Origin of the sequence: Blautia sp. MSK18_10, assembly GCF_020553185.1 — a bacterium.
Classification (GTDB): domain Bacteria; phylum Bacillota; class Clostridia; order Lachnospirales; family Lachnospiraceae; genus Blautia_A; species Blautia_A wexlerae.
Genome location: NZ_JAJCGT010000007.1, coordinates 1 through 22,733 on the forward strand (window position 1 = coordinate 1; position 22,733 = coordinate 22,733).

Annotated in this window: 23 protein-coding genes and 2 pseudogenes; 2 read left to right on the forward strand and 23 right to left on the reverse strand. The window is 38.6% G+C overall.

What is annotated here, in order from left to right:
• Nucleotides 1-229 precede the first annotated feature (229 nt).
• The 8 genes and pseudogenes from LI074_RS04895 to LI074_RS04930 form a co-directional block, all read right to left on the reverse strand.
• On the reverse strand, nucleotides 230-538 hold the full coding sequence (locus LI074_RS04895; protein ID WP_028087852.1) for a type II toxin-antitoxin system RelB/DinJ family antitoxin: 309 nt from the start codon (nucleotides 536-538) through the stop codon (nucleotides 230-232).
• Between the two features lie 79 nt (nucleotides 539-617).
• The gene (locus tag LI074_RS04900; protein ID WP_173697810.1) at nucleotides 618-824 is read right to left on the reverse strand and encodes a hypothetical protein; all 207 of its coding nucleotides are present in this window, start codon (nucleotides 822-824) and stop codon (nucleotides 618-620) included.
• The gene (locus LI074_RS04905) at nucleotides 821-1,654 is read right to left on the reverse strand and encodes an alpha/beta fold hydrolase (RefSeq protein WP_173681520.1); all 834 of its coding nucleotides are present in this window, start codon (nucleotides 1,652-1,654) and stop codon (nucleotides 821-823) included. Before LI074_RS04905 ends, LI074_RS04900 begins: the two co-directional genes overlap by 4 nt.
• Nucleotides 1,655-2,086: 432 nt before the next feature.
• Nucleotides 2,087-4,336, reverse strand: a complete 2,250-nt coding sequence (locus LI074_RS04910; protein WP_243868770.1) for a hypothetical protein — start codon at nucleotides 4,334-4,336, stop codon at nucleotides 2,087-2,089.
• Between the two features lie 118 nt (nucleotides 4,337-4,454).
• A complete protein-coding gene (locus LI074_RS04915; protein WP_173681519.1) occupies nucleotides 4,455-5,711 on the reverse strand; it encodes a sensor histidine kinase in 1,257 nt (418 codons plus the stop codon).
• Nucleotides 5,698-6,402: a response regulator transcription factor gene (locus LI074_RS04920; protein ID WP_173681518.1), complete on the reverse strand. Its 705-nt coding sequence runs from the start codon at nucleotides 6,400-6,402 to the stop codon at nucleotides 5,698-5,700. Before LI074_RS04920 ends, LI074_RS04915 begins: the two co-directional genes overlap by 14 nt.
• A gap of 200 nt (nucleotides 6,403-6,602) precedes the next feature.
• On the reverse strand, nucleotides 6,603-7,958 hold the full coding sequence (locus tag LI074_RS04925) for an MATE family efflux transporter (protein WP_173681517.1): 1,356 nt from the start codon (nucleotides 7,956-7,958) through the stop codon (nucleotides 6,603-6,605).
• 315 nt (nucleotides 7,959-8,273) lie between these two features.
• Nucleotides 8,274-8,453, reverse strand: a pseudogene (locus tag LI074_RS04930) (tyrosine-type recombinase/integrase); the annotation flags it as partial.
• A gap of 5 nt (nucleotides 8,454-8,458) precedes the next feature.
• Here LI074_RS04930 and LI074_RS17335 point away from each other — a divergent pair.
• Entirely contained in the window at nucleotides 8,459-8,539 is an 81-nt protein-coding gene (locus tag LI074_RS17335; protein ID WP_241355600.1) for a hypothetical protein, read from the forward strand.
• A gap of 76 nt (nucleotides 8,540-8,615) precedes the next feature.
• On the opposite strand, the gene LI074_RS04935 is transcribed toward LI074_RS17335, so the two are convergent.
• Nucleotides 8,616-8,807 carry a hypothetical protein gene (locus LI074_RS04935; protein WP_243868772.1) on the reverse strand — a complete coding sequence of 64 codons (192 nt, stop codon included), beginning with the start codon at nucleotides 8,805-8,807 and terminating at the stop codon, nucleotides 8,616-8,618.
• A 293-nt stretch (nucleotides 8,808-9,100) separates the two neighbouring features.
• On the opposite strand from LI074_RS04935, the gene LI074_RS04940 reads away from it, so the two are divergent.
• A complete protein-coding gene (locus tag LI074_RS04940) occupies nucleotides 9,101-9,301 on the forward strand; it encodes a helix-turn-helix transcriptional regulator (RefSeq protein ID WP_173681516.1) in 201 nt (66 codons plus the stop codon).
• Nucleotides 9,302-9,454: 153 nt separating this feature from the next.
• On the opposite strand, the gene LI074_RS04945 is transcribed toward LI074_RS04940, so the two are convergent.
• From LI074_RS04945 to LI074_RS05010, 14 genes and pseudogenes are all read right to left on the reverse strand, one after another.
• Nucleotides 9,455-10,837 (reverse strand): ABC transporter ATP-binding protein, encoded by a 1,383-nt coding sequence (locus LI074_RS04945; RefSeq protein WP_173681515.1) that lies wholly within the window; start codon nucleotides 10,835-10,837, stop codon nucleotides 9,455-9,457.
• A 5-nt stretch (nucleotides 10,838-10,842) separates the two neighbouring features.
• A complete protein-coding gene (locus tag LI074_RS04950) occupies nucleotides 10,843-11,520 on the reverse strand; it encodes an energy-coupling factor transporter transmembrane component T (protein WP_173681514.1) in 678 nt (225 codons plus the stop codon).
• A complete protein-coding gene (locus LI074_RS04955; protein ID WP_173681513.1) occupies nucleotides 11,520-12,116 on the reverse strand; it encodes an MptD family putative ECF transporter S component in 597 nt (198 codons plus the stop codon). Before LI074_RS04955 ends, LI074_RS04950 begins: the two co-directional genes overlap by 1 nt.
• Nucleotides 12,117-12,131: 15 nt before the next feature.
• Nucleotides 12,132-13,892, reverse strand: a complete 1,761-nt coding sequence (locus LI074_RS04960) for an ABC transporter ATP-binding protein (protein WP_173681512.1) — start codon at nucleotides 13,890-13,892, stop codon at nucleotides 12,132-12,134.
• Nucleotides 13,877-15,691: an ABC transporter ATP-binding protein gene (locus LI074_RS04965; RefSeq protein ID WP_330594069.1), complete on the reverse strand. Its 1,815-nt coding sequence runs from the start codon at nucleotides 15,689-15,691 to the stop codon at nucleotides 13,877-13,879. The genes LI074_RS04960 and LI074_RS04965 overlap by 16 nt, the downstream gene beginning before the upstream one ends.
• Nucleotides 15,678-16,691: a helix-turn-helix domain-containing protein gene (locus tag LI074_RS04970; RefSeq protein ID WP_173697811.1), complete on the reverse strand. Its 1,014-nt coding sequence runs from the start codon at nucleotides 16,689-16,691 to the stop codon at nucleotides 15,678-15,680. The genes LI074_RS04965 and LI074_RS04970 overlap by 14 nt, the downstream gene beginning before the upstream one ends.
• A 162-nt stretch (nucleotides 16,692-16,853) precedes the next feature.
• Complete coding sequence (locus LI074_RS04975) at nucleotides 16,854-17,507, reverse strand: class I SAM-dependent methyltransferase (protein WP_173681510.1); 654 nt, start codon at nucleotides 17,505-17,507, stop codon at nucleotides 16,854-16,856.
• Between the two features lie 40 nt (nucleotides 17,508-17,547).
• Nucleotides 17,548-18,249: a transglutaminase-like domain-containing protein gene (locus LI074_RS04980; protein WP_173681509.1), complete on the reverse strand. Its 702-nt coding sequence runs from the start codon at nucleotides 18,247-18,249 to the stop codon at nucleotides 17,548-17,550.
• Nucleotides 18,239-18,643, reverse strand: a complete 405-nt coding sequence (locus LI074_RS04985) for a methyltransferase domain-containing protein (protein WP_173681508.1) — start codon at nucleotides 18,641-18,643, stop codon at nucleotides 18,239-18,241. The genes LI074_RS04980 and LI074_RS04985 overlap by 11 nt, the downstream gene beginning before the upstream one ends.
• A 22-nt stretch (nucleotides 18,644-18,665) precedes the next feature.
• A complete protein-coding gene (locus tag LI074_RS04990; protein WP_173681507.1) occupies nucleotides 18,666-19,157 on the reverse strand; it encodes a hypothetical protein in 492 nt (163 codons plus the stop codon).
• Nucleotides 19,158-19,175: 18 nt separating this feature from the next.
• On the reverse strand, nucleotides 19,176-19,757 hold the full coding sequence (locus LI074_RS04995) for an L-2-amino-thiazoline-4-carboxylic acid hydrolase (RefSeq protein ID WP_173681506.1): 582 nt from the start codon (nucleotides 19,755-19,757) through the stop codon (nucleotides 19,176-19,178).
• 74 nt (nucleotides 19,758-19,831) lie between these two features.
• Nucleotides 19,832-20,632: a class I SAM-dependent methyltransferase gene (locus LI074_RS05000; RefSeq protein ID WP_173681505.1), complete on the reverse strand. Its 801-nt coding sequence runs from the start codon at nucleotides 20,630-20,632 to the stop codon at nucleotides 19,832-19,834.
• Entirely contained in the window at nucleotides 20,629-21,411 is a 783-nt protein-coding gene (locus LI074_RS05005) for a hypothetical protein (protein WP_173681504.1), read from the reverse strand. The genes LI074_RS05000 and LI074_RS05005 overlap by 4 nt, the downstream gene beginning before the upstream one ends.
• Nucleotides 21,398-22,296: pseudogene (locus LI074_RS05010) on the reverse strand (ketopantoate reductase family protein). The gene LI074_RS05005 and the pseudogene LI074_RS05010 overlap by 14 nt, the downstream one beginning before the upstream one ends.
• Between the last annotated feature and the right edge of the window lie 437 nt (nucleotides 22,297-22,733).

Consider the following 22,733-nt stretch of genomic DNA (forward strand, 5'->3'; position numbering starts at 1 on the left):
TTCTATGAGACTGGAATTTACTCTTGCCAACTGGAAGTTAAAAATACATTTAAGTCCATATAAATATCATACCATATGTATTGGTTTTATGTAAACATTTGTTCTGTTGTTTTGTAAAAAAATTTGCGCGTCTAACTCATCACTGGAAGTAACGAGAATGCGACGCGCAGTTATTCAAAAATTCCTCTCAAATCACTGTCAGCCTGTTCGGATACTTCTACTTCATATATCATAAGCCATAATCCTTGCGAATGTCAGCAAAGGCTTTCTTCGCATTTTTGGTCCGTCCAGCCTGCATATCCGCATATCCTTTCTCCAATTCTTCATTGAACTCTGCTTCTGATAATGTGCTGATGTCAACAGGTCTGGCAGATGGTATTTTTACTTCAAACGGAAGTCCTCTCTGTAAGATAATCTGTTTATAAAACATATTGATAGCACTGGAAGCAGGGATACCAAGTGTAGACAGGATACTTTCTGCTTTTTCTTTAACATCTGGTTCAATCCTTGCATATAAATTTGCTGATTTTGTAGCCATATAAAACATCTCCTTTCGTGAGTAGTATTTCCATCTATCTTTATTATATGCAAATGTCCGCACAATAGCAATACTAATTTTATGCTCCAATAATCTTATTGAATAACTGTAACAATACGTCTTTTACGCCGGACGCATTGAATACAAAACCAACAACTACTAAGGCAACTACCAAGAATCCGATACCTTTTCCAGCCACAATAAAATGCAGAGCAGCCAATATTATACCAATAACTATCAATGCAATTCCATATAATACTTTTTTCCACTGTATATTTAATTTCATCCGGGCACTCCTTTCCTATCTATCTCGCTGATAAATTTTTCTATAAGTCTGTTCACTTCATCCGGCTGGTCAGTATTGGAATTATGACCAGCATTCTTTATCCATTTAAGCGGTAAACCTTCCCTCTGATGCCATTTCTTATTATAGCTTTTTGCTGAGCCCGCTTTATCCTTTTCTCCACAGATAAGTAATGCCGGACAACTGATATGATATGGTAAATCTGCTTTGATTGCCTCGGCAAGCATTCTGTACCCAAAACCGGCTAGCCTTGCATATTCTTTATGATCTAAGTCATAGGCCATCATCATCTTTCGCATAAGATTCTGACCATAGTCCGTCTCAGAGCACCCTCTTGAACCAGCCCTAAGAAGAGCTTTCCATGGATATATTCTATATAATGGCTCTACTCTTTCAAGAAGCCATATCTCCACTGCAGTCATATAAGACTTTTGAAGCGGTGCAGAATCAATGGAGATAAACCCCGTTATCTTATCCGGATATAATTCCATATACATTTGGGCCAGATATCCACCCATAGACTGACCGATAATGATGGGATTATAAATTTCTTCTTTTACCAGAATTTTATAAAGCCATTCTGCCATGTCAGATAGTCTGTAGCTATTTGCAAATGGTCTGGATAATGCATGTGATGGTGCATCCCATACAAACACATTCTGTTTATTCTCAAAATATTCTATCTGCTTTTCAAAAAGTCTGTGATCTGCTGTAAGTCCCGGCAAGAACACTAACGTAATTCTCTGTTTATCCATTATATTTACAAAATAATGGATGCAGCCACAGGGTGTCTTGTAACTGTTTTCTGTCATTTTCCGTCCCCTTTCCATAAACCATTTCCCAATGATTTATCATTTCCATATATCATTAATATCTTATCGACCTGCCTTGGCTTATTTATACAGCAGAGGCTGTACATCCACCCTATCAAAAAGCTTAAAACTATGAAAGAAACGCTCTTTCACATACGTGATACGATTCGTATCATTCCCGCATATGCTTGTTTTTCAATGTATTCTTCTGATTATCTAGCCTTGCAGCTTCTATTGTTTCGGACACTCCGCCTGCGCTGTAAAGATATGTTCTTATTTTACCCCAACTCTTTCATTCTGCCTACTGCTATTTCATGTTCACATATAATAATGAGATCGCATTCCACGACCTCATCACCTTCCTATCAAGCGGATATTCGCAATCCGCTTCGCTACTTGCTCATAACCGAATAACATTCTTTCGTTTTACTGTTATTTTTCTTCAGAATTAAACAGTTCACTTAACGTTTCCGCATTTTCCTGCAGTACCTTCAACACATACTTGTCAAAATGTCTCGCATCCTGTGTCGAAGAACCAAATTCATAGGTTTCCTGCCCATAATCCATAACATCAAACCCCGGAGTTGCTTTGCTGGCTCCTTTTGTTCTGTAAGAAGCTGCATCTTTCAGAGTAAAATTCACCTCTCCATTCTCATAAGATACCCAACTGCTGATGTTTGTTCCTGTTGCTTCTGTGGCAGTTCCGTTTTCTGTCTGAGTCTGCGCCGCTGCTTTTGTTACTTCCACAGCTCCTTCCACATATTGTCCATACATTTCATCAACATAAAGTGCCAGTGATTCCCCCAAAATTTCAGACGGAACATGTCCACCATCCCACTGCCATTCCAGTTTGGCATCTGTTCCGCTGTTAAGCCATGCAATCTGCATGTTCATAGACGCAAATAGAGACATATCACCTTCGGATGCACCCATTACAATTCTGGTCCATGTCGGGCTTTCTGTATCTTCATCTCCAATATAGTTAATTGGATTATACAGGTCTACAATATTATTTCCGTATTTGTCACCATCCTCGATAGAGGCGATATCACTTTCATAAGATTCCAGCATTTCTTCATAACTGCTGTAGTTTGAAGAATCTGTTTTTGTACCTGCAGACTGTGTAGTTCCGGCATCCGGAGTTCCGACCTCATCTCCCATTCCACTTGTAACCAGGTCATCTTGAGCATTGCCGTCCGAAGTTTCTCCACCTGGCATGCTTCCGGCTGGTGCTCCATCCGGCTTTTCTCCATCTGAGTCATTTCTATCCGGTATTCCGTCCGGCTTTTCACCCGGCATTTCATTTCCATCCGGACCATTTCCATCTGGCATTCCGTCTCCTGGACCTGCATTTTGTCCGGATTCTCCTTTGGCATATCGTCCTTCCAGAAATGCCTGAGCTTTCTCTTCTGTTGTCATCTGTGACACACTCTCATCACTCAGTGCATTTCCATCACTGTCAAACCATGTCCAGTCATCTGCATAATCCAGATTTTCCAGATACCATTCCAGATTTTTTTCAAATTCTTTCAGATAAAGCGTAAGATAAGTTCCACCGTATCCGTTGGTATCTGCATATTTTTCCACATCATATTCTATCGTCAGATCCACTACATCGTCCTTATCCCCATCTCCATTGATATCAATATCCACTGCCGACTCGCTGACACTCAGATTCTGATCATTGATATACTCCATATATTCCTTAGACAGGCATTCTGCCAGCTTTTTCTGAAAATCCGTATTAAATTCATAATCCGTATCAAGATAATATTCAAATGCCATTGCCATATCTGCTTCCTGTAAAGAAGTGATTGCGCTGTATGCAACGCATCCCCATACTCCATCTGAAATTTCAGTGTTCTCTGATCCTATGGTCTCCGAATACGTCCCATCTTCATTCTGATAGATTCCAACTGCCCCTGCTTCTACTTCATACGGGAAATAATCCGAATTGTCAGAAGTTGCTGCTACCATTGCAGCATGTGCTCCACCGCCGGAACCTCCCGTAGACACGAAATATTCTGTATTTCCCGGAAGGTTTCCAAGAATGATATTATACTTTACAAAACGGATTGCATTTTTCTGATCTACCAGACAGAGCGGTGCATCACCAGTATAATATTCCTCCCCATTCTCATCCGTTGCCGTACTCTGTTTGCCACGGTTTCCACATGCCACATTGATATATCCATATGCCGCATTGCCGGAAGATGCCTTTTGATTTTCCTGTGCACTGTAACCTGCTGCTCCTGTATTTATAATAACCGGTGCTGTAGATGCAGTATAGGTCTGTCCGTTTGCATTCGTAATTTTGGCACTATCATCAATCACGAGCTGTCCATTTACTTCTTCCGAATAAGTTTTCCCTGTTACATCCTCCGTTCCGTCCCCATCTGTATCAATTCCTTTTACATATGCACCAGGAACATTTACAGAAACGCCCTGATAATCCGGCAGCTCCGGATTTGCAACTGCGCATGTTACAGACATTGTCCAGGAATCTGACTGACTGTCATAACTCCATGTAATTTCATCGTTGTTTGAAATATTTAAGATACTTTCAATTTCTGTCTGTTCTTTATTCTCCTGCTCTGCGCTTACGTTTCCTGCTCCACATGCTGTGATTCCCAGCACCATTGTCATTGTTGTTATCATTGCAGTTATCTGCTTTCTTTTCATTGACTGTGCCCCTTTCTTAATCAGAATTTTTTTACGGACACGATTATATGAGAAAAACCTTGAAAATTCCTTGAAAAAATAAATTTCCAAGCAAATTCACAAGGTTTTCACAAATCTTTTATTTTCTGTAAAAAAACGGAAAGTCTATTATAAAACAGTTCCATCCATTCTCGCTTATCACTGTTATCTCTGTATGATGCTTTGCAGCAATTGACTGTGCAATAGCCAGACCCAATCCATAATGCCCCTCTTCCGGGTTTGAATCATGATAGAATTTTTCAAAAAGTCTTCTTCGTTCTTCCTCTGGAATAGCCTCGCCCTGGTTTTCCATAGACAGCCGTACCTTTTTCTCGTCTTTCTTTAGGACAATCTTTACTTCTTTTCCGGCCTCTGTATGCCGGATTGCGTTTTCCAGAAGGGTTTCTGCCATTCTCTCCAGCATTTCTTTGTTGCCGTCAATAACCAGATTCTGTTGTATATCAGTTATCAGTATAACCGCTTTTTCAAAAGCCATTGCCTCAAACTCCAGAGAAATCCCCTCTATGCACTGGCTGAAATTTACGCTCTCCCGGAAACTTTTTTCTTCCTGATACTCCATTTTGGAATAGTCCAGAAGCTCTATTACCAGTTTGCGCATTTTTTCATTTTCTTCTGCCGCATAATCCAGATATTTGCTGTGAATTCCTTCTCTTTCAAGCATATCCAGACTTGCCTTCATAACTGTAACCGGTGTTTTCAGTTCATGTCCTGCAAACAGTACAAACTCTTTCTGCAAACGGTTTGCTTCCTCTAAGGGTGCAACTATTTTTCCTGTAATTTTCCATGCCGGATAAATCCATAATATTCCTAAAACGAAAGCTACCAGCAATGAGAAAATGAAATATTTCTGCTCTTCCATCTTTAGAGATGTGATATCCGCAAAGGCAATGAGCAATTCCCCTTTATGAACAGAAATTTCAAACTGATAATTTTCATAACTCCCAGATGTTTTTTTCGTTTCCAGAAATTTTTCTGCTGTTTCTATGATCTCCTCTTCTGAAAATCCAGTATCCGGCAGCATATTTTTAACATATAATGTCCCATCCTCTGCTTTGGCTACAAGATAACTCTTTTTGACATAGCTGTCTTCTTTTTGCTCCGTTACTGTTACTTTTTCACTTCTGGCACCACTAATTCTTTCCTGTTCCTTTGGAACTTCCTCTTGTTTATTTCCGTTCTGATCGGATACAATCTGAAATTTCATGTTCAAAATCCTGGAAATACTGTTCTTATTATTCTGCACATAAGAAAAATTCAAAAGTGCCAGAATGAATATTGCCGCAATCATATAAATCAACAGAAGAAGTCCCATGATTTTCTTCTTAAACTGTTTCATCGTTTTTCCCTCTGAGACGATACCCGACACCTCTGACTGTCTCAATCACTGTATCCGTTTCAATAAATTTCAGCTTCTTGCGCAGAAAAGAAATATATACCTCTTCATTATTGTATTCTACATCTGTGTCATATCCCCAGATTCGAACCGTAATCTGCTCTTTAGACAATATCTGATTATAATTTTCCACAAAATAAGACAACAGTGTATATTCTTTTCCTGATAATTTCACCTTTTTATTTCCAACCGAATTTTTCAATATACGGCTGTTTTTTTCCAGTACAAAATCTGGCCGCTCCCCGGTTTCTTCTTCCTCTTCCTTTCCCTTTTCATTTTTCCTTAGCAGGACTTTTACACGTGCATCCAGTTCTTCTATTTCAAAAGGTTTGGTAAGATAGTCTTCTGCACCTGCATCAAATCCCTGCAATTTATCCTGTAGTTCCACCCTGGCCGTAAGCATAATAACCGGTGTCCTAACTTTCATACTCCTCAAATTTTTTACTATGGAAAAGCCATCTATTCCTGGCAGCATTACGTCTGAAATAATTGCATCATAAGAATTTTTTAATGCGGTCTCATATCCGGATATTCCATCATGGCAGACAGTTACCTGAAAGTTCTTACTGTGAAACCAATCATATAAAACATCTGCCAGACGTATTTCATCTTCTATGATTAAAATTTTTGTCATAACCTGTATTATATCTCCATTTCATTTACCTTCATTTATTTACTATACCATATTCCAAGGCAAATCCATATAAATCCACAAAAAGTTTAAGATATTAAAAGTAATAGCGACTTATAAATTTGATAATATGTTTTATTTCAGAAGCTGATTTGTAAAAAAAACACCTTCAAGCTATTTTATTATAGTCTGAAGGTGTTTGTTTAATCCAAATCTCTGGTAATGTTTGTGAGCCATTTACCTCTGATATAGTGTATGAAGACCACGGGCATTTTTTCGAACTCATCCAGAGTCATTACAAAGTATACCCAGATAGGCGGCAATTTTAAGACATATGCAGCAAGGAAGGTGAGTGGAACTGCAACAAGCCACATAAATATGGAATCTATGATCATTCCAAATCTGGAATCACCACCACCTCTGAAGCAGCCGCATATAAGACAGGTATTGATGCCTTCTCCCACAAGGCGCCAGGTTGTCATAATTATAAAAATGCCAAGATAATAAATGGCCGTCTCTGTCAGTTTATCCCGATAGAAATCCAGTATCAGAGGACGAAGTGCCAGAATAATGACGCATCCGATCAGACTTACAACCATTGTTATTCTGAGCATACGCTTTCCATATTCTCTTGCTGCATCAATATTGTCTTTACCAAGTTCCTGACTGACAATGATAGTAGTCGCATTGGCAAAACCACGACAGGCGATCGCGCCAATATTTACCACCATAACAGCAACCGCATTTGCGGCAACCATATCATCTCCAATATGGCCGAGGATTGCTGCGAATGCTGAACTGGCAAAACTCCAGACAACATCATTTATTACAGCCGGGGTAGCAATTTTCATAAAGTCCTGGAACAGAATACCTGATTTCGCAAAGAAGTATTTTATACGGAATCTGACATCGGAACTTCTTAATGAGTAGACGAGGCAGATCAGTACTTCTGTGATTCTGGCAATGACAGTACCAAGAGCCACACCGGTAACGCCAAGCTTTGGAAGTCCAAACAGACCAAAGATAAAGGTGGCATTACAAATTACATTGACACAAAGCGAAACAATGTACGTGACAGAGGGCAGCATTATTTTTCCGATACTTCGAAGGGCACTCATAAAAACCTGAGAGAATCCCATAAACATAAATGAAAATGAAATCATTCTTAAGTATTCACTGCCGGCAGCAATCGTATCCGGACTGCTTGTAAAGATCTTCATGATCGTAGTTGGCATAGAAAAGGAAATCACAAAAAACACGAGGGAAACGATCAGTGAGATTCGTTCCGCCAGACCAAGAATTCTTTCTACTGTCTTTTTATCACCTTTTCCCCAGTACTGTGCACATAAAACGGAAGCACCCGTGGCCATACCATAATATAAACAGAAAAGAATAAAAGTATACTGGTTCGCAAGGGATGACGCCGACATGGCAGTCTGGCTTACATATCCAAGCATTACCGTATCGGCAATGTTTACCAGAGTTCCGATCAGATTTTGGATCATGATTGGAAAGGCTAGTTTTGAAGCATATTTTAAGAAATCGTTTTTATTTAGCATACACGGTTTTTCCTTAGTTCTTAGTACTCACAGCCAATTATATCATACTCTTGCATTATAAAGATATACTTTTTAGAATTATTTTTTATCTAAAACTCTTCACATTAATCCATTTTCCATCCGACCGGAAGGATCAGCGCCAACGATTTTCATAAAAATCTCTGGCATTTCACATATTTTCATTTACATAAGCTTCCACCATAGCAAAATTTCTTATCATTTTTGCCCACAAATTTACGACAGATCTGACACTACTTTACAATACCAGACAAAAATCGCCTTCCATTATCAAGATGTGAGTGCTAATTTTTGGTGTCAGCTAATTGCTACGCTTTCCAGCCTTGTGATTTCACTCTCAATTCTGGACATCTCACTTACATGGTTATATGCGTCCATTGTTACATCTATGTGGGCGTGTCCCATAATATATTGAAGAACTTTTACGTCTATTCTCTTTTCTGCCATTCTGGTACAAGCCGTATGTCGCATAATGTATGGGCATGTCCATTTATTCCGGTCATAAACTGGTTTCTCCAAAGAAGAAAAAAATCACTGAATCAAATAATAGTGAGAATAGTTAAATAAAAAATTGACCTTTATTCATCAAAGACAAAGTTGCTGGAGAATATTTTTTCTCTCCAGCAACTTTCTTTATCTTTAAGCCATTGAAACACAATACTGTCCAATCAGCTTCGTCCAACTATTATATTTATTCTTTTCACACACCTTTCGGCAAATTTCATTTTCCATCAATACACAGAACATCTTATCATAATCAAATGCCCAAACAGCACCATTCACATGATTCTCCACTGCTTTCTGATCTATGCTTTTCAAGCGTGTGACCATTTTTTCAATTTCTCCATTTCCCAAGTTACCGATACTTTTGCAGATAAACCGAAAGAAATTCAACGTCGCATATTCGTCGTGCCAATGGAACTCTTACACGATGAGCCAGATGGTGTTTATCTGATTTCTTTAAATCAAAAATATCGTCCTATCCAGGTTTTCGAATCTGACTCTTTTAAGATTTTTGGAAAAGTAATCGGAAAATGCAAAGGTGCAGAAATTCCGGGATTCCATTAAATTTCAACAGCAGGTTCATGATCCTGCTGATAACAATAAGCAAAGGAAGTGATTGAATGGCAATCAATAATACACTAAAAGATATTCGTGAAGAACGGAATCTCATTCAAGCAGATTTGACTGAAGCCATAGGTTCCTGCAGCCAGACTATAGGCCGCATCGAACGTGGAGAACGTAATCCCTCTCTTGAGATTGCAATCCGGCTGGCACATTACCTGAAAGTGCCTGTAGAAGATATTTTTCAAGTTGAAGACTGAAGCACAACAGCCAGAAAACCGAGGAGTAAAATCCCCGGTTTTCCTTTTGCTCAAAAAGCTTATGGCTCAATGGGGCTCTGAACAGTTACCACAAATTTATGAATTACTTTTATCAGTAATTCCTTCCTTTAATTCGTTTTCCTTTCCTAAAAATCAACTATTTATTCTAATATACCCCTTACAAGTTCGATTCAAAAACTCATAGTCATGTGTTACAACTATAATAATATATTTTTCTTCTGACAATTGTTTCATCAATTTTTCCACCTGACACATATGCTTAAAATCCAACCCGCTGGTAGGTTCATCGAAAATAAGCAGCTTTTTTCCACCCATAACTGCTTGGCAAATGGCAAGCCTCTGTCTTTGTCCACCCGATAATATCATCGGATGATATTCTGCATACTCTTCCAAGTCGAATTTTTCAAGTAATTCCCTGATTTTTTGTTCAGAGGCCTCTTCATTTGCAAGCAGACATTCATTTTTTACACTGTCTGAAAACAACTGATGGTTTACTTCCTGCATGACCATACCAAATAATTTTGTCCTCGCTTTTTCTGATAATCTTTTTCCTTTATACAAAATCTCACCATTCTTTGGTTTAAGCAAGCCACACAAACAATTACAAAACGTAGATTTTCCTGCACCATTTTCTCCTGTAATACCAATGATATCCCCTTCTCCGGCAGATAAACTGATATTTTCAAAAATCATCTGCTTCTTCCTCTTACCTGAAAGGTTGCAAACCTGAAGTACTGCGTCTTCTGAGTTTACTGTAATCTCCGGGATCTGTATCTGTTCAGGAATGATACTCCTGAGTCCCATTTGTTCTCGTCTCAGATCAGACAAAGCCTTAAACTCATCTGACGTAAATTCTTGTTCTATACGTCCTTCTTTTATATAAATAATTCTGTCTGCGAATTTCTGGATCCATGCCAGACGGTGTTCTGCCACAATTACAGTATGTCCCTTCTCCTTAATTACCTTCATTCTTTCACTCAGCTTTTCCATAGCTGCTATATCCAGATTCGCCGACGGCTCATCCAGCACATAAATCTGCGGATTCATGGCATATACTGATGCAAACGCAAGAAGCTGTTTCTCACCACCTGACATGGAAAATACATTTCGATCTTCCAGCTTCTCTATATCTAATTCATTTATTGTATTCTTAATTCTTTTTCGTATATATTCCGGTTCCACGCCTCTGTTTTCCAGACCAAATGCCATCTCAGCATTAGAATTCGTATAAAAAAACTGAGTTCTTGGATTCTGAAAAACAGACCCTACAAGTTCTGCAATTTCATACATAGGCATCTCTGCAACATTTTTCCCGCAAACCGTAATCGTTCCGTCTACGCTGACATCCCTCACAAAATGTGGAATCAATCCATTAATCAGTTTTGTCATTGTGGTTTTTCCACATCCACTTTCCCCACATATCAATACAAACTCTCCATCCTGTATCTCCAGATTCACGTCTGACAGAATTCTTTTCTCTTGTATTGTTACATTTACATTTTCAAACTTTATCATTTCCTTTATCCTGCGATCACCACTATAAGAATTCCAAATGTTACCAAAATCATTATCAACCAGTCTGAAATCCCCATGTGAAGTGTTATTTCACTTGTCTTTTTTCCTGGATTCTCGATTCCTCTTGCCACTGCCGCCGCTGCTATTTCATCCGATGTATTGACTGCAGACACGATCAATGGAACTACCGTACACTCCAAGCGGGATGCCCATGAGATATTCTGAAGTTTCATAGCAGCATTTATATGTACGAACTCCTCTTTCAAAGCTGGAAAATATCGAAGTGTCGTAGACATTGCTATGATAAACCCCTGTGGTAGATGCAGTGTATACATGGCAGCGATCATTTTCTGCATGGACGATGTTCGAAGCAGCAACAAACCTGCCAAAACACATGGCATCATACGCAATGAATAATTAATCAGAACTGGAAACACCATATTCATCCATGCGGGGCACTGCGGAAATACATACATTAGTAAAAGGTGGAAAGAAACAAGTAAAACGATACCTTTACCTGCCGCCTTATATAGTCCATGTACCAGCATAAGCAGGAGAAATATGCCTGAAAGCATACTCCCCTGCTCAGATTTTTTCTGACAGAACATACCAATATTTGCCATTAAAAGCAGCCACAGCCCAGCTCTTGGATCAAGATGATTGATGACTGTTCTCTTATTCATCAGACAATTCCTGCTTTCTTAAAATGTTTACGGAATAAACCTTTGGCAATCAACGCTCCAATCACGCCTCCTATGACTGGAGAAATGCAAAGTATAATCAGCATTGGCGTAGAAATCAATCCCGATAAAGATCGGACATATTCTTCAGACATTCCATTTTGCTGAATCTGCGCCAGAAAACTGTCTTTATACACCCATATTGCCAGTGGAGAGCCAAGCATTCCATAACAGAAAAACACAAACGATATCATCATATGTGTAAAACTGTTATCATACTTTGTCACAGCCCTGTACAGTTCTGACAATACACATGCAATAGCAAATGTAATCAGTAACAATACTGTAAACTGACCAGTCACGAAATAAAGCAATGCAGTAATTGTTCCCATAATAAGTACTGCCCCTGGTTTTCTCACTTTAGATGTCATAAGCAGGAATGGGATTCCGGTCACAATTCCTGTCACGCCCGGTAACAGCAGCCACAACACTGGCACAAATCCAGTAAACATAGCTGCCAGATTGAGCACAAAATAAATTGCAGAGAAAATTCCTATTGTAATAAGATCCCTTCCTGATAATTTTCTTGATTCTTCCATGTCTTTCGTTCCTCCCTAGCCGATTTTCCAGCCTTCCGACTGGCTTCTGATATCTACAAAATCCTTATATTTTCCAGGAACAGCTACAAGCTCTCTGTGGGTTCCTCTCTGAACAATCTGTCCATCATCCACCACCAGAATCTGGTCTGCCTGCTCAATCGTCGCCAGTCTGTGTGCAATTGTCACAATGGTTTTTCCCTTGGTAAGTTCCGATATGGCCGTCTGGATCAGATGTTCATTTTCCGGATCTACACTGGCTGTCGCTTCGTCAAGTATAATAATCGGTGCATCTTTTAGAATCGCTCTTGCGATGGAAATGCGCTGTTTTTCTCCACCGGACAGGCTCCCACCCCCTTCACCGATTACAGTATCGTAGCCTTCCGGTAATGCCATAATAAAATCATGGCAGCATGCTTTCTTTGCCGCTTCGACCATTTCTGCTTCTGTTGCATCTGGTTTTCCAAAGCAAATATTATTCCTCACTGTATCATGAAACAGATATACATTCTGAAATACCATGGAAATGTTGGATAACAGACTGTCACAGGTAAATTCTTTCACATCATGTCCTCCCACACGAACACTTCCACTGTCTGCATCATAAAACCGGGCAATCAGATTGCAGATCGTAGATTTTCCGCTTCCGGAAGGACCCACGATTGCTGTAACTGTATGTTCCGGAATTTTCAGATTCACATTATGGAGCACCTGTCTTCTTTCCTTCCCTTCCCCGTAAGAAAAATCTACATTTCGAAATTCGATATCATAGTGTGTAATCTCTATCTGCTGTCCATCTGCATCAATGAAGGACTCTTTTGTCAATTCATTCAAATGATCCAGGGCATCATCAATGACTGCCAGTACATGGGCGCAGTCTGCAATCGGCTCCAAAGAACCAAACACATGGAATGACAACAGAATGATAATCATCATATAAGTAAAATCCAGCTGTCCTGAAAATTCCAGATAAAATGCAGAAATCACGATACACACACTTGCTGTCTTTAACGCCAGCAGATGCAGTGCATTATAAGGAATATACCCCCATTCTATTTTCAGATTAATATCACGGCTGTCCCTGCATGCTTTTTTCATGGAATCCATGGAAGCTCCTGCTTTTCCAAAGGATTTCACTACAGAAAGCCCTCTGGCATATTCCAGGGTTGCTCCGGTCAGATCTCTGTTTGCTGCTGCAAGTACCGGTGCATTTCTTGTACTGTACTTTGAAATGATAAGCAGAAATATCAGAGAAACAGCAGCACCTGTCACTGCGATCAGCCCCACTCTCCAGTTCATACAGGTAAGCCACAAAAGGATGCAGATAAAATTCAGATAACCTCCTACAAAGTTATCAATCATACGGATTCCCATTCCTTCCAGCGTATGAAGGCCTGTTGTGATGGAATTGAGAATCGTGCCTGTATTCATGTTCTGGAAGTATCCTAAAGATACACGTTTCAGTGCATCTCCTACTGCAATTCTGTCTCTTGCAATCAATTCATAACTGATCGACTCCTGAAATCTTGCTCTCAGATAATCAAACAGAAAACGCAGAAAAATGAAGCACAGCAGAATCACGATACTTTTCCCAATCCAAACCGTTGAGACAGCTTTTCCCTGTCCTTCGCATTCTACAAGCTTCCCGATCATATATGCAGCCCATACGACCGGCATTGCCGCAAACCAGCCTGAAAAAAAGGAAAAAATAAAACCGATATACAGATTCTTTTTAAAGCTTCCACACCAGTCAATAATTCTTTTTACAGTACTAAACATGATTTTTCACCTTCTTTCTGGCTTCCAACTGCCCAGTGCCTTGCTCCCACATGGGCCTGCCACATTCGCTGATAAAGCGGACTGTTCTGAATCAACTCTTCCTGGTTTCCTGCCCCTTCTATACAGCCATTTTTCAAAACAACGATTTTGTCTGCATCTGTGATTGTGGAAAGTCTGTGTGCAATGACCAGCAATGTCTTGCCTTTTGTCAGTTCTTCAATACTCTTCTGGATCTTGTTCTCATTTTCCGGATCCGTAAATGCAGTAGCTTCGTCAAGAATGACGATCGGTGCATTTTTTAACATCATTCTGGCAATGGCAATTCTCTGCTTTTCTCCACCGGACAGCTGTTTTCCAGCTTCCCCTGCCGGAGTATCATAACCCTGTGGCAGTTTCTCTATAAATTCCTGGCAGCATGCCTTTCTTGCCGCTTCCTTCACCTCTTCATCCGATGCTGCCGGATTACCAAGACGTATATTTTCCATAATGGAACACCGGAACAGGAAATTATCCTGTGTTACAAAACTAACCATTTCAGAAAGCTGTGACAGCGGAATTTCCTTAATATTTACACCGCCTATGGTAATGCTGCCTGACGTCACATCCCAGAATCTTGAGATCAACCTTGCTACCGTGGATTTACCTCCGCCGCTCGGTCCGACCAATGCAGTAAAACTTCCTGCCGGAATCGTCAGGTCAATTCCATGCAACACCTCGTCCTTTTCCTCACCGGTATAAGAGAAATGCACATTTTCCAGTTTCACATCATAGCTGTTGATGTTTGCATATACAGAAGGCTCCGGCAATTCTTTCATCGTAAGAAAATCCTGTATGCTTTCGATGTTATATTGCATTTCACGAAGATTTTCAGAGAATACCTCTATTTTTGCAAAAGATGTCACCATGGACATGGACAGCATGACTGCCAGCACAAGCTGTGATATGGTCAACAGACCATGCATCGTCAGATACAGACCTACAGGCAAAGTTCCAAGCAAGGTAGAAGGAAACAGGGCGAATGTCATTTTCATGGTGATCCAGGTGGAAGACAGCCATTTCACAACGAATTTCTTATAATCCAGAATTGCTTTTGCATATTTCTCATAAGAGGTTCCTGCCCTGCCAAATGCCTTAATAACCTCGATGCCCTCTATGTATTCCACAATAGTACTGTTCATATGTGCATTGGATTCATCGTACTGAGTGAAACTTTTTCCGCTGATAATCATGGTAAGCGTCATAAATACCAAGGACAATGGAACGGTTACAAGAGAAGCCAGTGCAATTCTCCAGTCCAGCGTAAGCAAAGCGATAAAGCTGATTACCGGAAGCAGGATATGTCCGCTTCCTTCCGGAATCATATGAGCAATGGGTGGTTCCATATTTTCGATTTTTTCTACCATAATGCTCTTGATTTCACCAATACTGTGCCCTTCCACATCTCCTAATGGTGCTTTCAGAAACCGGTCTGTCAGGCGGAGCCTTAAACCCTCCAATATGTGATAGGCTGCTATATGTGATATCCATGTGGATGCGGAAAAGCTTACGATTTTTATAGTGTAAAAGAGTAAGGCATACAGACACCATCTTAAAATTTCCTGCATAGGAGCCTGATTCAGATTTCTTATATACAAATCGATTCCACGGTAAATGCAATAATATGGCATAAGTCCACTGATAATACTGATAACAGATAAAATAACAGATATTCCAAGCCTTTGCCCGCTTCCTTCGGTATAGCTCAGCAACACTTTCAGCCAGCTGTCCTTTTTTTCTGATACTTTTTTATTTTCCATCATATGTTTCCTTTCTGAATCTGTACTCTGCCGGAGACAGCCCCATCACACTTCGAAATGCAGATGAAAATTTTCCCGGATTTTCATATCCTAAACAAAAGGCGATCTCTTGTATTTCTTTCGCCTTATCCTGTAACAGCATATTTGCAGCCAGATTCATGCGATATCTCTTCTGATAAGAATAAATGGAATCTCCATAAACATCTTTAAAGCATTTTTTCATAGTTGTCAGTGGAATTTCATACATGGCTGATAATTCTTCCATAGTAAACCGTGTCTGAAGATTTCCTGTGATCTTTGCATGAATCCCTTTGATTTTTTCCATCTGAGTTTTGTAATAATATGGTCTGACTTCTTTCCTGTCTTCTATGGTTATCGTGTTTAAGTACAACAATAATTCCACTACCTTTAGCAGATAATATTCTTTTACTTTTGCAAGCTCCGGATGTGCCATGTTTTTCTGGTAAAATTCTGAAAGAATCGACTCAAGTTCCTTATCTCCCCGAATTACATAAGGTTTCTCTTCTGCACAATACTGGCTTCGCAGCTCCTCAATGAATACGGAAAATCCATGAAACATTTCATCAAGTGCTTTCTGAACTTCCGCAACTTCCATGAAAATACTGACTCCATGATAATGCTTCAGAGGATAATAAGTTGTCCCTTTATGATTTTCTCTGTTATCCAGACGGAGTTCATTTTCCTGCATAATACTGAATACACCAGGCTTTACCTCCATCTCAATTCTTCCCTCCCGGCAGTGGTCAATACAGAATACTTTTTTGTCATTCTTCAATTCAAATTCAGATACACACTGTTCCATATGCATGTCTGAAAAGCAAATCATCACACCAGGCATTACTCTGTAAATCGTCATTACTCCCTCACCTGTCGTATCATTCAACATAAGGACCGAGCAATTCTCATTCTGAATCATAGGCTTCACATTGCTTCCAAGATTTGCAATTTCATTCACATTCAAATTTCTTCTCATTCCCTTCATATAGCTGTATTTTCTTCGTTAGTCATTTCTAACTTTTTTTATATCTTACCATGAGAATTAAGCTTTATCCATACCCGAATGGACCTTGGTAATCCATTTAGACAAAAAATAAAGTTCCAGACTTATCATCTGAAACTTTATAATAAATCCATCATCATTGTATTACTTCACACAATGGAAATATACCATCGAGCCTTCAACATGGACATCGGTTTCTTTATATAGTTCTTGAAGGATATTTCTTAGCTCTTTCTCCGTCTGAAACGGTGGAGAAAACCAACCTTTCTTTGCAAGAATATTTTTTACCAGCCAGTCTGTCCGTTTCGATTTTCCCTTGATATAAAAGCAGGCAATGAAATTGCCGCCTGGTTTCAAAACACGCCATATTTCATGAAATGCTTTTTGCTTGTCAGGAAATGCATGAAAACCATTCATACTGACAACAGTATCAACAGATTCATTCTCCATTTGCAGATTTCCCACATCACCCTGAATACATTTGATATGTGCATGACTGCCAAGTCTTTTTCTGGCTTGGCCAAGCATATCTATGCTGTAATCAAGGCAAGTAATATGTGCATTTTTCAAGGAACTCCATTTGTTTTCCGTAAATACAGCAGTTCCAACCGGAACATCAAGAAGATTTCCTGAAAAGTCATCAGGAACATATGCTAAAACTTTTCGTGCTATGTCATTATCATCAGTGCCACTCCAAAATAACTTAATATACAGTTTACTGAAAATATTTCCTTGAGTAAGAACATCGTCATATATATTTTTTGATGTTTCATAAGCATTTTGTATTTTGTCTGCCATATAACCCTCCAAATTTAATTTTCATTCTAAAAGTTTAAAACTATCGTTCTCTGATCTTCCTGACATTATAATTCATGAGGTGTCTTCCAATATGTCTATAAGCAAATGCTTTAAAAGCTGAAATTTCTTGATGATGTTCCTTCAATAGTTCATCTGGACAATCATAAACACCAAAATCCTGATTGATTCCCTCGCTCTGAATATAAGTATTGTTCCTATCAAATTCAATAATGAGATTTCTGAAATCCTTGACTGCTACTCCATAACCGCAAAATGCACCTTTACATTCCGGATTTCGTTCCTGTAACTTCTTTATATAAGTTTTATCCAAAATGAAGGCTTCCAATTCATACCACTGATTTTCAAAATTAATTTCTATCCAGCTATGGAAAATATTTTTTGGAGCATTACGGTAAACAAACCCGGTCATAGCTCCTTTCTGCAGGCTTTTATCAATCGTAAAACCATGTACTCTGCATGGAATATTACAGGCACGTAAAAGTGCCATGAATAAAGTTCCTTTAGTATTACATTGTCCATAACCATCTGCAAGTACTTTTGAAGCTGAAATTCCGTCATCAATATTATATCCAAATAAAATATCATCTCTTACATAGTTGTAGATTGCCTTAATCCTTTCAAATTCACCCATTTCCTTCCATTTCATATTTTGAATAAGTTTTTGAATTGCCGGATTAGAAAAATCAACCATTCGTGTTTCCCTAAGATACTTATCTTTCATTTCCTATCGCCTTCCCCATAGGTTTTCTCACAACACAATGCATTCGCATACCTTTACGGATTTCAAATCTTTCTACTTTTAATCCTGCTTTTTTGCAACATTTTATGACCGCATCTCTTGTTGGCACCTGGACATCTCCATGTCCACATATATTTGCCAACGGCAATTCCAATGTATTCATTAGCCATACCAATACTTTATTGTCACTGGTCACATCTCTAAGAACCAACCTTCCATTTGGGCGAAGACATCTCTTCACACTGTCAAAAAATGCCTGTGGATTCGGATAATCTTTCTTGCACATTTCGTAAATACCAGCATGGCTACTTTCATATCTTCCTGTTGCTTTTGTAAATTCTTTAATTGACAATTTTTTATATTCTTCATTTTTCATGCTTTTTCTTTATATCATCTTATTACCATATTTTACCGAGTAATTCCACAATCCCTGCTACCACAAGTGCAACCACCAAATACAGTACAGTAGCCGCTCCTCGTTTTATCAACACGGTCTTCCAAGGCTTTACATAAGGAATACCTTCCATACCATTTATATGCCAGATTTTACTATGTCCCACCCATAATCTGTCAATCACAATACCATCAAACCAGTTCATAACCACAAGGAAAAGACAAGCCTGAAGATATGCCGTTTTAAAATCCGTAACCTGATTCCAAACAGAAATAATCAGAATCAGAACCACAAATATAATGATACAAAATGGTATCATAAACCACTTTGATCTTTTCATTACAGTTTCTTTATCAGCAATTCCACGTTTCTGTGCTTCTTCTATATATTCTTTTGGGTAAAAATATAAACAGTTACGCCCGTCATTCCTCACTGCACATTTTATCAGTAATGCATACAACAGACAATATAATACATTTTGCAACAACAATAACATTCTTTCTAATACCTTCTTTCAATATTCCAGTTTTCGACTCACTAAAAATCCATCTTCATCTTTTATAATTTCATATTCTTTTGCCATAGGATTCTCAGATCCAACCACGCAATAATCGCATTTGTCGGAATTTCCGCAAGTACCATGTCGAATCAAAGTTCCATGAATCTGGCTGATTCCCCAATAATCTGAATTACAGAAAAGTGGGAGTACATGCATCAGATTATGTTTTTTTGCAAATTCTGCATTTGGACATTGTGTAAAGTGGTATCTGGCTGCATGATTCTTTTTATCATATGGCTCTGATATATTACAGAAGCATGCTGGATATTGTGCATATAATTTTCGATCTTTTTCTCCAATTTTTTGAAAAACCTTGTTGATCAGCCACATATCAAAACTTCGATTCAGATTAAAAAACTTTCCCAATTTTACAAATCCTGACATAAATAGTTTTGTGACAAGTTCCTGTAATTCTTCTACTGGAGGATAATCTGGAAGATCTTCCAGATATTTGTCGTACTGTCTATTAATCAGCTCCCAGAGTTTGTTGCCTTCCTCTTCTCCATATCGTGCTTTCAACCATTTTTTTCTAAACAAAATTCTGGTATATCACTTAATTCTATATGTTCTACCATAAACTTTCTCCCATTATCCATACTGTTTTCTTAGTATCATCCACGTTTCTTCATAACTATTATTTTGTTTGAGATATTCCGAACAGCTGGAATTTTATCTATCACATGATAAATCGACATAAGTTCTTTCATCCCCTCAACCAGACTAACTTCCTGCTGAACAGAGAATTTCGACACAATTCTTTGCAGTTCCATTCCATTCTTAACTCCCCATGTGAATTTTGCATTGCTGCCCTCTATAGATTTTTCTTTCACATGTTTTACAACAAATGGGGACATGGTTTCGACCATTACGGTTACTTTCTGAAATGATTTTTCAATAATAGAAAATATCTTTCTGATATCCTTCTCACACAAATACATAGTAAGTCCTTCAATTATCACCAGAACATTTTCTCCATGATAATCGATATTATCCACGTAGGAATCATCCATTGCGGACTTTGCAATCTGATATATCGGGCCTGTTTCTGGAAGAAACTGACGCCTTATATTTATCGTCTCCGGCAAATCCACATTGTACCAGCGCAGATATTTTCCGTTCATCCGATAACATCTGGTATCCAGTCCGCACGCAAGATTTACAACAACTACATTTTCATGCTTCTTCAAATATTGCTCAACCATCCGGTCTAATACAATTGTTCTTGCAATCACGCCATAGTTCATGGTTTTATCTTTATCCGCTTTGGAAAAGTCATAATCAAGATTTTTCACAAGTTCTACTGCAATTTCGTCGTTTATTTTAGCATTTTTCTTTCTTGTTTCTTTTGCTCTTGCATACAGAGTCTGTACCATCGTTTCCGGCACACCTGTAACATTCACTTTTTCTTTCATTGTCTGTCGCCTTCCACTGAGTTTTTTACTTCTTCTACCCACTCTGCACTATGACAGCAAAACAGTTCTTCATGCTGCATGTTGTGCCTCCGAATATTCGGATTTTTGAAATAAGTCCAATATCTCTTTTCATATTTTTTACCCATCTTTGTAGCGTAAAACACGTGGATAGTTGTTCCCGGCACATCAATTCCATGCTGGACTTTCGTAACCAGATCCGAATAGAACTGATTATAAATACTCTGTTTTGTAATCCACGGACATCCTCCTTTACCGATTCCAAACATATTTAAAAATCCATTATATAATTCTTTTTTAACCTCATCTGTCTTGTTCAGTTTTTTCTGCATAAATTTCGGAAGAGCACCTGTATGTATCATTTTATACATGAAAGGCACTACCATGGATGACTTGATTTTTGCCACAAGACGACCTGCTTCGTCCATATCACTGCTTCCAATGATGCCATGATCTATATGAATTCTTTTTCGCTGGATCAAAAGGGATACAAAACTTCCGCCAAGGGAGCACCCATACGCTGCTTTAATTCTTCCACCATACTTTTTCTTGATTTCCTGCTCAATCTTTTCGCATTCATCTTCCATTGAATAAAATTCTGTTTTCTCATTTGGATCAAATCCATCATAAGAAACTGTTACCGTGTAAAAATAAGAATGTAATCCATCCAGTATATGATCAAAGCTACTATACAGGCAACAGGTACCAGGAAATAAAAATATCACTGGTTTACTACTGTCTCCACTTTCATAAAATTTCATATCTGGCCTCCTTTAGTCTTTTCATATAAGCATAAAATTGCTTATGCAGTTCCCGCATTTCATCTGGTGCTTTCCTGGCATGTTGATACATAAATTTATCTCCAAAGCTACTTTCGAATGTAACAGCAAGCATAATCGTCATAATTGGCAGTGGTAAAAAACGAAAAATATTCATTTTACAAGGTGACAGCCTGCCTGTTTTCGCAAAAAGCTAAAATTTCTTTTCAGTCTTTTTGCTGTTTTCTTCATAGTCTTCCAGTCTTTTCCCGCTCTTTCCGGGCAGTCTGCTTCGTAATATGCATCTGCAATCGGCACCACCATGGCAAGATGACATAACTGCCACATATGCATATTCACTACTTTCTGATATGGTATATGAGCATGCCTTAATATCTCTGAAAGCTGCTTTGTCCTTTCGGATTTATTTCCTGATATTTCTGCAAATGTTGTCGGCTGAATCATCATTGGGGTAAGTGCCGCATCAAGGATACCATCATTATTTATACTTCCGCCTGCTCCTGGAAAAGCCGGCAATATTCTCCCTTTTCCAACAATATCTTCCCATTTTTTATAACTGTCCAATGAATTTACCATTGTAACAATTGTGTTGCTTTTATTATTTTTTAATTCAGCAAGTGCTTCATATAGCTGATTTTCCCTGACAGTTAGCAAAATAAAATCGTAAGCATCATTATCTGACAATTCTCCAAGAATCGTGGCTTCTGCCCGCCTTATATTCTGGTTTTTCTTATAAAGCAGTCCATTTTTCTTTAAAAACTCAAGTCTTTTACCTCTGGCATAAATACTTGTATCATAACCCGCTTCTGCGAATAAGGTCGCATACAAGGATCCAATCACACCTGCACCATAAATCAATATTCTCATAGAAATCCGTCCTCTTTTTCATTTTCAAGAAAACTGCCAATCTCATGTTAGTAATATCTAACTTGCATTTTCGAAAAAACCGTGTGAAAACAAAACTGTAATTCCACACGGTTTCTTTTCTTATGCATTCAGTATATCACTTTTACCTGGTTAATCAACCAAATTTTGTCTTCATAATATTTAAAATTTGCTCATTCTGCCTACTGCTATTTTTCATACAATAATGCGGTCGCAATCCGCTTTTACTACTTGCTCATGAATGCGGTTACTTCGCTGCCTGCGTTCATTTTATTAGCACTCTCCATTTCTTATCATTTTTTGACCACAAATTTACGACATTTACGACAAGTCTGACACTGCTTTACAATACCAGACAAAATGACTGATGTCCCGGAAAGCCTGTAAAACAGCTACTTTCGGAATACACAAGACAGGAC